At 44.0% G+C, this 13009-nt stretch carries 10 protein-coding genes and 1 pseudogene; 8 read left to right on the top strand and 3 right to left on the bottom strand.

Annotated elements, in window-relative coordinates:
- The first annotated feature begins 99 nt into the window (after positions 1–99).
- Both QUA57_RS26790 and QUA57_RS26785 read left to right on the top strand, forming a co-directional pair.
- Positions 100–375: a UBP-type zinc finger domain-containing protein gene (locus QUA57_RS26790; RefSeq protein ID WP_333064752.1), complete on the top strand. Its 276-nt coding sequence runs from the start codon at positions 100–102 to the stop codon at positions 373–375.
- 32 nt (positions 376–407) lie between these two features.
- Positions 408–1355 carry a DUF5996 family protein gene (locus tag QUA57_RS26785; protein ID WP_333064751.1) on the top strand — a complete coding sequence of 316 codons (948 nt, stop codon included), beginning with the start codon at positions 408–410 and terminating at the stop codon, positions 1353–1355.
- 132 nt (positions 1356–1487) lie between these two features.
- Here the strand turns inward: QUA57_RS26785 and QUA57_RS26780 are convergent.
- Together QUA57_RS26780 and QUA57_RS26775 are read right to left on the bottom strand one after the other, a co-directional pair.
- Positions 1488–2181 (bottom strand): annotated as a pseudogene (locus QUA57_RS26780) (IS1 family transposase).
- A 396-nt stretch (positions 2182–2577) separates the two neighbouring features.
- Positions 2578–4434 (bottom strand): bifunctional 3'-5' exonuclease/DNA polymerase, encoded by a 1857-nt coding sequence (locus QUA57_RS26775; RefSeq protein WP_333064750.1) that lies wholly within the window; start codon positions 4432–4434, stop codon positions 2578–2580.
- 478 nt (positions 4435–4912) lie between these two features.
- Here QUA57_RS26775 and QUA57_RS26770 point away from each other — a divergent pair, with 478 nt between their 5' ends.
- The 5 genes from QUA57_RS26770 (at position 4913) to QUA57_RS26750 (ending at position 10272) form a co-directional block, all read left to right on the top strand.
- Complete coding sequence (locus QUA57_RS26770) at positions 4913–5473, top strand: hypothetical protein (RefSeq protein WP_333064749.1); 561 nt, start codon at positions 4913–4915, stop codon at positions 5471–5473.
- A complete protein-coding gene (locus tag QUA57_RS26765; protein WP_333064748.1) occupies positions 5470–6141 on the top strand; it encodes a hypothetical protein in 672 nt (223 codons plus the stop codon). The genes QUA57_RS26770 and QUA57_RS26765 overlap by 4 nt, the downstream gene beginning before the upstream one ends.
- Before the next feature lie 292 nt (positions 6142–6433).
- A complete protein-coding gene (locus QUA57_RS26760; RefSeq protein WP_333064747.1) occupies positions 6434–6655 on the top strand; it encodes a hypothetical protein in 222 nt (73 codons plus the stop codon).
- 326 nt (positions 6656–6981) lie between these two features.
- Positions 6982–9069 carry a hypothetical protein gene (locus QUA57_RS26755; RefSeq protein ID WP_333064746.1) on the top strand — a complete coding sequence of 696 codons (2088 nt, stop codon included), beginning with the start codon at positions 6982–6984 and terminating at the stop codon, positions 9067–9069.
- 567 nt (positions 9070–9636) lie between these two features.
- The gene (locus tag QUA57_RS26750; protein ID WP_333064745.1) at positions 9637–10272 is read left to right on the top strand and encodes a hypothetical protein; all 636 of its coding nucleotides are present in this window, start codon (positions 9637–9639) and stop codon (positions 10270–10272) included.
- Positions 10273–10275: 3 nt separating this feature from the next.
- Here QUA57_RS26750 and QUA57_RS26745 read toward each other — a convergent pair whose 3' ends face one another.
- Positions 10276–11340, bottom strand: a complete 1065-nt coding sequence (locus QUA57_RS26745; RefSeq protein WP_333064743.1) for a DUF5895 domain-containing protein — start codon at positions 11338–11340, stop codon at positions 10276–10278.
- Between the two features lie 83 nt (positions 11341–11423).
- Here QUA57_RS26745 and QUA57_RS26740 point away from each other — a divergent pair.
- A partial coding sequence (locus QUA57_RS26740; protein WP_333064740.1) for a type IV secretion system DNA-binding domain-containing protein occupies positions 11424–13009 on the top strand: 1586 nt, incomplete at its 3' end.

The following is a 13009-nucleotide window of genomic DNA, read 5'->3' as shown; positions in this document are numbered from 1 at the left end:
TTTTTCTAATTAACTATTTTTATCGATTTTATCATGATCTTACCTCTGTCTCACATTTATTTGAAATGACTATATCTTGCACATTCACAGGAATCTTCCATGTCTTGTCAACACCTGAACGAACTGACGCTAGAGGATATGATTTCAAAAGCCAATTACCCGGTATTCCGCTGTGAGGAATGCCTGCGAGTTGGCGATCGCTGGGTTCACTTGAGAATTTGTCAAACCTGCGGCAAAATGCTGTGCTGCGACTCGTCTAAAAATCAACACGCTCGCCGCCATTACGAAGAAAGTGGACATGCGGTGATTAGTTCAGCCGAATTGGGAGAACAATGGCTGTGGTGTTTTACCGACGAACAACAGAAGAACTATTGAGCGCGCGCCCCTTTTCTACTCGCGAGGAAACCATGATGTCAAATCAGCCTGCCCTAACAGATATTTGGCCGAGTTTACCCCTGGACACATGGCAAGAGACCTATGCCACCTTGCACATGTGGACTCAAATCATCGGCAAAATCCGATTGGCCCAAACTCCGTGGATTAATCATTCCTGGCATATTCCCCTCTATCTAACCGTTCGGGGACTGACCACTTCCACGATTCCCTATGGCAGCCGCATCTTTCAAATCGACTTTGATTTCATTGATCATGAGTTGCTGATTCAAACCAGTGAAGGGGCAAGACGGGCGATCGCCCTCTACCCTCGCTCTGTTGCTGATTTTTATCAGACTGTGATGGAAACTCTGAGAGAATTAGATCTTCACATCACCATCAACACCAAACCGAATGAAGTTCCAGATCCGATTCGATTTGAGCAGGATGAAACCCATGCTGCTTATGATGCAGACTATGCCAATCGATGCTGGCGAGTGCTGCTACAGTCTGATCGCGTCTTTCGAGAATTTCGCTCACATTTTTCTGGCAAGGTTAGTCCGGTTCATTTTTTCTGGGGGAGTTTTGATTTAGCAGTGACTCGCTTTTCGGGGCGATCGGCTCCTGAGCATCCGGGAGGGGTGCCAAATCTACCGGATGCAGTGGCGCAGGAAGCCTATTCCCAGGAAGTCAGTAGTGCCGGATTTTGGCCCGGAGCCGGATTATCATACCCAGCGTTTTATTCCTATACGTACCCAGAACCCGATGGGTTTAAGCAGGCTACGATTCGTCCCGATGCTGCATTTTACAGTCAAGAATTGGGCGAGTTTATTTTGCCCTATGACGCTGTTCGCGAGGCAGAATTACCGGATCAGATGTTGTTAGAGTTCTTGCAAAGCACCTACGAAGCTGCCGCCAAGTTCGGCAACTGGAATCAAGAAGAACTCAAGCAGTTGACATTTAAGTCGCAACTGCATCCTTAAATTGACGTTTAACTGGCAGATATTAAGTGGTGAAATGTAGGACTGTTTCGCAGACTGGTTTATTGGACGCGAGAGTGGAAAAAAGTTGGGGATTGCAACGACAAGGTAGGCGTTGCTGAATGATGCCATGAATCATTGAGGAATTGGCACATCCCAGAACTTGAGGTAGTGTAGCAACAATCTGATCGAGTGTCTCAGCATTTTCTCTGACGAGTGAATAACAAAGTGTCTTGCGATGCAGTCGGGCTTGCGTAATGTCGTAACCGTGTGTTTTCACCTTCTACCCTGGTCATGTAAGTCTTGCGGTGGGATCTGATCTCCATCTGGGATAAATCCTGGATAGACTGGCCAGCCGTCCGTGACATAAAAATAACAATTCCATGTTGCTACAAGCTCCCACAAGGGGGCAAAGGTCTTCGCACGCTCGGTCGCCCAAAACCCACTCTAAGATTCCTGGCTTAAATTGGTCTACTGCTGTCCACAACCAGATTTTTTTTTTGCCCTACAAAAGTTTCTAGTTCATCCAACTCCCCCACTTCTGGAGTGGTCTCGCTCGTCATAGGCGGACGGTAGGCGTTCTCCTACTTGTCTGACCCAATTAATGACGGTGGTGTGATGGACTCCTGTGACGCGCTCAATACCTCGAAATCCCATGCCGTTGACATACATTTTCAAACATTGCGCTTTAATTTCATCTGAGTATCCTTTGGAGATTGTGTAAACATCAATAAACTGACGATGACAATCGACACAAATATGATGAGAGCTTCCCTCTCATCTTGCCATTTTTACGGATATGGCTGGAGCCACCTTCAGGACATTTCATTAGATTTAACCTCAATTCATATCACTATTATGCAACGCCCATTTTTTTATGGTCACAATCAAGTATTGCATATAATTGTATCATAGTCTTGATAATGATTTAGGATTGCTATATTCAGCTTGGTGCAGCATGGCAATAGCGCATTTGGATAACTTACCAACGATATTTGCGGCTTGGTTACTAACAGTGAGAATTACATTCATTATGTTTTGAAATCAACTGTTCACTTGCACCACAACAATCGTTGTTTAGGGGTGAGAGGTTGGGCGAGGAATTATGCGGTGACTGTTAGGGGAGTAGGGAATGGGGAGTGGTCAGGAAGTGGAATTTTCACAGCAATGCCTGCGGTGCGGTTTCTCCCTACTTCCCATTCCCCATTCTTTCCCCGTTAATCTCTCACCCTCCCCAACTTTCCATAACCTTAATTTCTACCTCGCAAGGAATCGGAGAGAGAAACTTATTCCCTGCTCTCACCATACATTTTTTAAGCAAGGCTTTAACTGGCCTCACTTCTTCAAAAGGACACTCTATTAAAATTTCATCGTGAACGACACAAATCAGTTTACCACCAGTGCTGCTCAGAGGCAGAAAAAGTAGAGCAAGAGCGAGTTTAGTAATGTCAGCACTCATCCCTTGAATTGGGTTATTTAGCATTTCGTTAAGCAGCGGTTTAGTATCTTTTGACCATAATCTCCTTCTGCCTAAGACTGTGCGACTTTCTCGGATACCTCGGCTCCATGCCTTCCGAACTTTGGCGTGAAATTGTTTGATACCTGTATAGGATTCAAAGAACTTCTTACGAAAGTGTGAAGCTTGTTGCAGCGTTAAAGTGACTCCATGCTCTGCTTGAGCCATATTCTTAAATTTCGTAACTCCCATGCCATAAATTAAACCGAAGTTAATAATTTTGCCGAGCTGTCTGTCTTCGACAGTAATTTTAGATAAAGGTTTTGCTAGCACCAAGGAAGCTGTGAGAGAGTGCAAATCTTCCCCTTTGGAGTAAGCTTTCACCATCGTGCGATCGCCGGAAACCTTCGCCATGATCCGCAGTTCAATCTGGCTGTAATCGGCTTTGAGCAGGACGTAACCGGGTACAGCTTTAAAACACTGTCGGGTTTCCTTATCTCTGGGGATATTCGTTAAATTTGGCTCTCGACAACTAAACCGTCCTGATCTAGCACCAATCTGAAACCAATTGGGATGAATGCGCCCTGTAATCGGGTGAATGCGTTCAGGTAAACCCAGAGTAAAAGTATCGATACGAGCCGATAAACTGCGGTATTCTAACAGTGCTTGAATAACGGGATACTCGCCTTGCAAAGGAATTAAATGTTGAGAGCTAGTGGAAGTAACAGGAATACCTTTTTCTTGCAAAGCCGCTAAGACTTGCTTGGGAGAGCGAGGATTAATTGTATCCATAAATTCGGGCAGCAGAGAGATTTGTTGGTGAGGGTTAGGTCGATGGAGTTGCGAATTAATTTGTTTTAAAAGAGAGTCGCGTTGATGACAGAGCTTCACTCCCAAAACTCTCCACTGTTCTCTATCTAAAAGCATTCCGTTGAGTTCCATAGAAGCCACCGCAGGCAGACAGGAAAACTCTAGTAAAGCAGTTTTCCAAAGCTTAGAAGCTTTCAGTTTTTGTTGCAGAGCAGCAGCCAGCGGAAGTAAAATTGCAGCATCGGTAGCAGCATATTGGAGTTGAGCGAGTGTTAAGTTTCCCGACCAATCGCTAACTTGCTGCGTTTTGTCTAGCTTTACTTTCAACAAATTCTCAGTGACAGCATCTAGGGACAAATGGCGTTTTAGTCCAGCCGTCAGCACTCGGTAAGCCAAATAGGTATCGAAAAAGGGTTTGGATGGTTCCAGTCCGGCAAAAGTGAGCATTTGCCATTCAAATTTGAGGTTGTGACTTACCTTGAGTGCAGGACTCGCTAAGAGCAAGCGTAATGGTTCGAGGGAACTAGGTTCAATGGCCCATAAATCTACAATGATTACTGGATGGTCAGGAATGGCAAGTTGTAACAATCTAATTTTGGCTTGGTAGGGGTCAAGCCCTGTCGTTTCGCAGTCTATACCGATGATTTTTGCTTGTTGGAATGGTTGAAGGGCTGTTTCAAGATTGAAAGCAGTATCGATCAGTTGATAAGGAGTTTTAAGTGTAACTGGCAACTGAACTATTTTAAGTTTGTCTGGACTCAAAACAGTTGGGATAGCAGTTGATTGTTTCTGCTCTTTTAGTGGATTAGGTTTCATAATTAGTTCCGTTTATAATAAAGTGAAAGAATATCGTTGTGTCAATAATGCACAAAATTTAACTATTTGTAAGGAGTTTTCGACATTAGGTAGCTTGAGGATGATGGGTTTTATTTGGGAAGTATACGAGTTATAAGTCTGTTTTTTGTAAATCAATTTAAGTCCTGAACTTTAGGAATAAGGTAAGAGACATAAAGGATGGCGGTTGGTCTAAAAAAACCAGCCAACCCTGGTTTTGATTGAAAATAGTTGCCAACTTTAGAGCGGGCAACAGTTGTTTTGACTATCCCAAGTGCGGCCTAAAAGGTCGCAGCCTGGTTTGCCATCTGGAATCTTTTTACAAACGGCTGCGTTAGCGTCTGTACGATTAGCTTTTGACAAAGATTTTTAGAGGGAGGTGAGTTGGAAAATATTGCTGGAATTGAGATTTAAAAATTATGACATATAATGTAGTTGTCACAATAATTAGGTTTGGCAATTGACTCGCCCTATCCAGCTTCTTCGAGTTCGAGATCGACAGGTAGTTAATGCTATCCTGACATCCGTTACTGAAAAGCATTTAGAAGATGCGACAACCCGGTGGCAACCAACGCTTCGAGGGAGTGGAGAAGAAGATGAATACTGGAATTGGGTTAGTAAAAGCTATAGAACTCAGTTTTTACCAGGAGATGAACTATATGCCATTGAGTGTGATGGCATAACTCAAGGTTTAATGACTATCGATATTTTAAAAAAACGCTGCTATATTGAGTCTCAATTGAGACGAAGATTGGTGTACGTCAAAGCCTTAGCAACGGCTCCCTGGAATCGACCAGCTATAAGCAATCCTCCCACTTATAAAGGAGTAGGTGGAACTCTAATAGATTTTGCGATCGCTCGTAGTGAGGAACTAGGATACCAAGGAAGGATAGGCTTCCACGCACTGCCTGGTGCGCTAGTATTTTATAGAAAGTTGAAAGTGGGGCTGCTAGACTGCGGTCCAGATCCTGAAGAACCCGACAATCTTAATTACTTTGAAACATTAAGGAAAGACAAATGAGTAACTCAATTCCCTCCCAGCCCCAATCCACAATAGATGATACAACCAGTTATCCGCGCTTGATGGAACTGATAGAAGCAGAAGATGCAGCTAATGGAGAAGTTGGCTGCGGTCGGGATTTGGGTAATAAACCTTCAGTTTATCTGAAAACCTGCGGTATCAATATCTCTGATGAAAAGCTAAGAAATTTGTTAAGGGAGTATTTAGGGCATTTATTGATGGAGCTAGATTTTGACTCAATAATCAACCAGGTGAGTCATTTCGTAGAGTCATTAGTCGTGCAGGAACACACTCAATTAGAGCAGACAAGACCAGCATTAATGCACTTAGAATCAGTTTTTGAGCAGATTCCTGCGAAAGAACTGAAACAATGTATTGAGTCAGAATTGGGGGAGTTTTGTTCGGAAACTGTGATCGAGCAAATTGTTCAGTACACTGGTCAAGTGATTCACTATTCAATTCTTCAACCTCGACATAAGTGGCCCAAACCTATTTGGGTACTAAGTGCTCTTGAGAAGGTGTATATTGCTCAGGCATCTAGTTTAGATGCAGCAATTGCCCAAGTTAAAGCACAATATCCCGACGAAACCGGAGAGCTGCAAGTAATAAAACTCGGAGGTGTTCTCGCACCAAACCAAGTGATTTGCTTGGAGTTATTGAACAATTAATAAAAAATGCGGAAGTAATTTGGTAGCTTTGAACGCACCCCAACCTGCATCATATCCCCTCTCTTAAGCATGGGTATTCTTTAGCTTTTAGTTCCTACTCTCTCTTAAAAAACATTTTTCTCGACTTCCTAGAATTGCCTAGTGCTGAGAGCCGTTAGGCAACCTTCATAAAGCTGCCCCCTCCATTTAGAGGGGGTAATTTTTACTGAACGAAATCGCTCACAGGAATGAAGTTGCAGGAACTCGATGCGATTTAAATTGGACTTGTTGACCACATAAACTAAGAAAAATCATGCACAATGCTTCGATTGAACCTAATTTCGGCTATAACAACTCCGGTTACGAATCGGCACCCGATTTGACTGTCGGTTACTCGTCATCTAAAGAAGTTCGCCAAGGTAATTTTGACAACGGTTACCAAGAAAATGTGTATGACTTGTCCAACCTAGCAGATACTCCTTGGACAGATTCAGCAGTCCGCCCGAATCCACAGCTTGAGCTGGAGCTTGATTAAAGAAAAAAGCGAAGATGGAGAAATGCAGTCCAGGACGCACTATCAACCTAAAAAAAACAGTTTCTCGTTCTCATCCTCAACCTAAAATGACGGAATTACCCAAAAACCAGGTTTTTGGGTAATTCCTAAAATGGAGAGGGAGAGAGGAAGAGGGGGAGAAAGGGAGAAAGGGAGAGAGGGGGAGAGGGAGATTTAGCTGATGGCTAATTTCTGCAATACTGCTCTATTTTTCGTAATGTTTTAAAAACCATTTAAAGTTTTTCCAAACTAGAGAGAATAGAGCAGATTTTTTTACCCGCATTTGAGTTAACATCAATAGGATTCCCATGAACAGTCCAAAGCAGTTAATAAAATTAAGCCAGGTAGGCTCGGCTTTAATAGCTGCCAGTACACTCTGCCTAATTTTTGCTTTCATCTGGATTACTTTCTTCAGCTTCCCATCAATTGCTAGCGCTAGTTCCTTACCTACTAAAATTTGGGAAAAAGAACAATCTAGAGTTTTGCTGCCAGATTGGAACCAGATTACCTTTAGTTCCCTCCCCGCCGTTGCTAATTCTGGAAGTTCAGGCGGTCGAAGCTGGCAAGCCGGCACTTCTGTTGACAACATCTTAAAGTTGGGGGACATTAACGATGTAAAACCTGAAATTCTGTCTTTGCAAGCAATTGAACAATTGGCACTAGGGGATATGAATTTAGAGAATATCAGCTTGTCAGCATTTCCCTTAGCTGGTAAGCAAACTGTCGGTCACTTGGCTGAAATTGTTCCGAATCTGGGTCAATTTCAATTGAGCGATGTTCCTCCAATTGCTTCTTTATCTTCTCAAATAGCCGGAGTGAACCCTAACATCAGCCAATTGCCAATTGGTCAAGCTGTAAAACAAGTACCGCAACTAGCGCAGGCAAAACTTAACCAAATTGACCTATCTGAGTTTGCGCTAGCCCAAATTCCCAATCTTAATAGCGTAAATTTAGAACAGTTCTCTGGCTGGTCAGAGGAACTCATCAGCAATATTCCACTCCTGAGTCAAGTCCCGCTTTCTACTTTTCCTGTTCCTATTGCGTCTATTGGCAGCACAATCATGCGAATTGACATGATTTACAGTCGGTACGAAAGCAAACGCAATAACACAATTTCCGGTTCTGATGTAGAAGGATTCGCGGTAGCCTGCGAGAAAGATTGCGCTTATATCGAATTCGACGACATGGAAAACGCCGGTCGCGACGCCACAGAACTACTAGAAGGCAAGCAGTGGATTAGCGGCAAATACCAGGAAGTGCGAGGCGGTTCTGGCTGTTTGAGCGGTTGGGAACCGACGGGCCGGCATCCTTTTGGGGAAGTGTTTAAAGTAGTGGTAATGGAACCGTCAGAAACCAGCGATACTGTTGACACGGCTCTGTACTTCAGGTTTAGTTTGCCCTGCGGCAAATCGCCTTACATTATTGGTCCGGTTCCGTTTCTCAGTTACAGCGTTAATTCGCCTATGTTTGTCGGTCGATTGGAGGGCGGTTCTTCTAACAGTATTTCGCGTTCAAAAGGCGTCGCATCTGAAACAAAACCTTCAAAGCCGCTGAGTTCAAATCACGCTAAAGAAAACCCTTTACCAACTCAGCCTCTACCTGAATCCAAGCGAGAGTGCGCGCGCCCCGCAACTTACGTTAACGGTGTGGATGTAGCTTCATTAGGGGAGGCGTTAGCAAAGCTTTCCGAAGGAATCACCAATTTGGAAAATGCAGCCAGTGCCGACTACGAAGCCATTGGCGAGATCGTTTGTACCGAAGGATCTCGCAACTGCGGGCGGGCGATCGGTCGCTATCAGTTGATGAGTTACCGGGAAGACGTGCAGCGTGCTGTCAGCTCAATTCCAGGGGGGGCTAACTTTATCCTAAACGTCAACAAAGGCCAAAAACCTACAAGAGAGGAACTCTTCCAATATTTTCCTCCTGCTGTTCAGGATAAAGTCTTGCAAAATTCTCTAGCTGAGAACTTAATCAGCAGCCAACAGGAAATTGACCCTAAAACTGGCCAGGTGTTCAAGGGCGATCGCTTAATTGAGCGAGTAGCGCAAAAACACTTTGGGGGTTCTGGCAGTAAAATTGATGCCAGCTATTCCAACATTTTAGGCGGCTACTCTCTCAAACAGTACGGGGAAAAAGTTCGAGAGCTTTATAACCACAATACCAGCGACAATTGCCAAGCTAATTCTGGTGACAGCAATGGCATCAGCAACTCGGTCGGCTCCGGCATTACTTTAAATGCTAGTGGGAGTATTAAGGTGGCGCCCTTCCTCAGCTCTTTTTTGGTGGGATTGTGGTTTTTAATTCGACTTTTTCACAAGCGAAAGCAGCAATTTTTTTTGCTACTAATCGGTTTGGGGATAGCAGTTACTCTTGGCACGGCTGCACTCTCCCATTGAACCAGGGGAAAGAGGAGGTGGAAAAGCAAGTTATTAACAACTCTAACAACCTTCTCTACAACCCAGGGTAAACGCACCTAATTTCTAAATTCCCATATATAGCGTTTGAGTAGAGACAAAAGCGCTACAGGTGGAAAAACCGTTCTCAATAAACAACAATAAAGCCGAGTCCGCAGTGCTAAAACCCCTCGTTATTGACAAGATGCGTTTACCCTGCTCCGCAATCAGGACGTTTTTAATTGCTGAAACCATTGATTTTATGGCATTGATATCAATTTCGGTTGTATTGAAATGATTAAACCACAGATGGCACAGAGGACACAGAGAAAGAGAAGAGAGAGATAATAATTCCGATGTCAACTGATTAGATATGACTTGTTCCTAAGCTGTTCAGGATATAAATTGTAGAGTCGTTTAGTCTTCCCCGAAGGAAGTCATAAAAATTGACTTTAAGATTTAGACAGACAACAGCTTACTTCAGCAAAACAAGCTCTATTTTATTGTCTTTTTCTTCTGCTTTATTTATTGTCCTGTTTTTTCTTTTATTTTGTATGAGTGGAGTAACAAATGGTTAAACAAAATAGAGTTAAACAACAAACAGCAGGCACCCAAAAGATTGTCAACCCCCCGGTTTGGTTAAATCAACTTGGTTACTGGTTTCGCATTGGTTTGACAGTTTTTACCGCCCTGTCGCTATTATTGGGGACAGTTGCTTGCACGAATTCTAGTTCAGCAACAACCGCACCAGCTTCTTGGCAACAAGCTTTGCGAGTCACTCCAAAAGAAACTTTAACCCTAATTGTAAAGGAACACAGCAGCCTTCCAGAACTCAAAGTAGCGGCTGGGCAAAGTGCAGCGGCGGAAGCAATTAAGAGAATGCTAGTGTGGCAAGTTAATGGCTTGGTAGGACGGCTGAACCTTTATGATTTCAATAATTCCACTCTGTGCGGCACACAAGGCTGCCTTTATGTTGGCTACTTAATTCCTAATGATTCAAGTCAAATGCCAACAGAAGTATTTGCAGCTTATCTCGACCCCCATAAACCGCAGAAAACTCCTTTGTTTAAGGCTGACAGTTCCTCACACGAGGGCTTGCCTTGTCTAGGAGTGAATCAGCTTTCCAAAAAAGGCCGCCGCCAGCTTCAATTTTGCTACGACGGCCTTACCTATCAACTTGCTGACAGCCAGCTTTTCAGTAGTTAGTGTTTAGTAGTCTGCGGGTTCATCGAAGTCAAAACCTTCTGCTGAATCAACCTCAACTTCAACCTCAGCAGCCTCGGAAAATTCATCTAATTCCTCTAATTCTGAGTCTGTTCCTCCTTCAACTTGTGCAATTTTGCGAGGGGGTGACAATTTACCTCGATTTTTGCGGTTAGTTACGCTTTCTGGCAACGCCTGGACTTCAGGTTCGGCACCAGCAGCTATAGCTGGCAACCCGGCATCGCTAGCCTCAATGAAACCAGCAATGTTATTGTGCAGTCCCCAAATCAATTTCTTTTGTGGTTTTTGACCGAGAAATAGCTTGTGAAAATTAGCATCAGTTGGCTGAGTAATGCTGTGAGTTTTGCAGCAAAACGATTTATTTTTGCCTTCCCCTTCTTTAAGAGCTCTAAACTCGACATTCAACACTCCCAAAGAGCGCCACTTGTCATTTTTACCGCTGTAATCTCTCCCAAAGCAATCAGCAAATGCCCGTTCCAAATTGCGGTAAAATTCTTCTCTAGCGCTCTTAAAGCTCCAGAGGGCTACATTCTTGAAGCGGACGACAATCGGTACTTGATGCAGGGGTCGGTTTTTGGGATTTAGAAAGATGAGAGCGTGTTCGGAACACACTTCCTGCGTCTTTTTATCGAGGGAATCGCGATATTCGTCGTAAAGCCCAATAAAAGTACCTGCTAATTCTCCATTTTCTTCAATATCTTTGTAGCGGATGTACTCAGGCACAAAAGCTAATACCAACATTCTCGCTTTTGGGAGCAGTAAGCCTGTCACTTCTTCGCTTAGTTCGACCGTTGTCAATTCCTCAACATTAAGCATTACGTGCCATTCCGCTTTGACAAGCTGGTCGTTCGGGAGCAAAATACCTGCTGGGTTATCGTTAATCACGATTCCATAGGGCAAAGAGGGCTTGCGAGTTTGGTTGTAATCACTGTTGAATAGCTCCGGATCTATCTCGTAATAATCAGCACTCTTGTTCTTTTGCGTGTTGGACTTTCCACTAGAATTCTGTACTGTCTTACTTGGAGATTTCGCGTTATTGCTTCTTACCATTGTTTACCTATTTTTGTCATGGTCTCCCCCTTGAGGCGATAGCCGCTAGCTGAAACATTTAGTTTTTTTAAGAGCTAAAAAAAATGAACAATTTGCAATTTCTGCCTAAAATTAACAAAGCTACCTTGATACCAATGGCAGTTCAACCTCCTAAACGTTCGTTAACTAGCATAGATTTTGGCGGGTTGTTGGGTCAGTTTATGAAGCCAGAGGGACTGGCAATGTTAGGGCTAATGGCAGGCTTACTTATTGCTTCCAAATTAGTTGGAAATGGGAAGGGTAAAATTACCTCCGGGCGGCTCTGCGGAACGGCTGAAAAATTGGCAGCCACAGGCTCTGCCCTCAAGCAAATGAAAGAAAAAAAACGGCAGCCCGTTACTTTGTGGAGCGGTACGCCGAGTTATTGGTTTAAAGGTTGTCAGGGATTGAGTGCTCGATTGCAAACGCTATTAGGTGCAAATCCGACGGTTTGGTTTCCCCACGCAGAACGCGGAACTTTAGTCATTGGTGCTCCGGGTTCTGGCAAAACATTCAGCGTCATTGACCGGATGGTTGAAAGTGCATTCCAGCAAGGTTTTCCTGCCATTATTTACGACAAAAAAGGAGACCAGATGAAAGTGCTTGCACCCCTTGCAGTGCGCTATGGCTACGATGTGCAAGTGTTTGCGCCAGGGGAAGCTTACAGCGGCACTATCAATCCTCTGGATTTTATGAGAGATGCACAAGATGCAGTAATGGCAGCAGAAATTGGACAAGTTATTGCTCGAAATGCTAGTCCGGGGGAGAGTAAAGGCAATGAGTTTTTTGAGAAAGCAGGCGAGTTGATGGCGAAGGGTTTAGTGCAGTTGGCAAAAAGCAGTCCTTACCCGGATTTAGCTTTTGTGTACGCAATTATTCAACTGCCTGATTTGGTCAAGCGCATCGACCACGCCGTTCACCGACCCGACGGTCATCCCCTCAAAATGGACAGGTGGATTGCCTCTAGTTTTTCGCAGTTATTAAGTTCAAAAGATGCTGAAAAAACTGTGGCGGGCATTAAGGCAACCGCAGAGGCAACCTACTCCAGTTTCATTCAAAAAGATTTGTTGCGGGCATTTATTGGTCGCAGCACCATTCCAATTGCTTTAGAAGGGAAAAAGTGCATTATTTTCAAATTAGATGACCAAAGACGCACTGTAGTGGGGCCGCTGTTAGCTGCTGCTATTCACTTATGTGTGGTGTCTAATTTGAGTCGGGTACGTTCTGACCCATTTTTGTACTGCTTAGACGAGTTTCCGTCTCTCAAGTTCGACAGAATGGATCAGTGGGCTAACGAATATCGTTCTGCTGGCGGCGTGCCGATTGTTGGCATTCAATCACTCAATCAACTCTATAATCTCTATGGGGATAAAAAAGGGGCTGCGATCGCCAGTGCTCTGTCAACTCATGTCCTCTTCAACCCCGGCGATTTTGAGACAGCCGAGAAATATTCTAAGCGGTACGGGGAAGTGGAAGTGCTGGTAAAAAATCGCTCGACCGGCAGCTCGACGGGGCAGCAAACGAGCCGTTCTGTCAACTGGACCGAACAGTTGCAAAAGAAACCGCTGATTAGTCCTCAATACGGTTCAGTTAAGAGCTATGCAGTGCTTAAAACAATAAATACAGGAGGATTCATTATTATTCCAGTACC

Origin of the sequence: Microcoleus sp. Pol7_B2 (assembly GCF_036701035.1) — a bacterium.
In the GTDB taxonomy this organism is placed as follows: Bacteria; Cyanobacteriota; Cyanobacteriia; order Cyanobacteriales; family Microcoleaceae; genus Microcoleus.
Note: the sequence above shows the minus strand (reverse complement) of the source record. Positions and strands in the feature narration are given on the sequence as shown.

Bases quoted from the DNA above. Each gene is read 5' to 3' on its own strand.
- QUA57_RS26790 (WP_333064752.1), top strand. From the start codon at position 100: ATGTCTTGTCAACACCTGAACGAACTGACGCTAGAGGATATGATTTCA.
- QUA57_RS26785 (WP_333064751.1), top strand. From the start codon at position 408: ATGATGTCAAATCAGCCTGCCCTAACAGATATTTGGCCGAGTTTACCC.
- QUA57_RS26775 (WP_333064750.1), bottom strand. From the start codon at position 4,434: ATGAAACCTAATCCACTAAAAGAGCAGAAACAATCAACTGCTATCCCA.
- QUA57_RS26765 (WP_333064748.1), top strand. From the start codon at position 5,470: ATGAGTAACTCAATTCCCTCCCAGCCCCAATCCACAATAGATGATACA.
- QUA57_RS26760 (WP_333064747.1), top strand. From the start codon at position 6,434: ATGCACAATGCTTCGATTGAACCTAATTTCGGCTATAACAACTCCGGT.
- QUA57_RS26755 (WP_333064746.1), top strand. From the start codon at position 6,982: ATGAACAGTCCAAAGCAGTTAATAAAATTAAGCCAGGTAGGCTCGGCT.
- QUA57_RS26750 (WP_333064745.1), top strand. From the start codon at position 9,637: ATGGTTAAACAAAATAGAGTTAAACAACAAACAGCAGGCACCCAAAAG.
- QUA57_RS26745 (WP_333064743.1), bottom strand. From the start codon at position 11,340: ATGGTAAGAAGCAATAACGCGAAATCTCCAAGTAAGACAGTACAGAAT.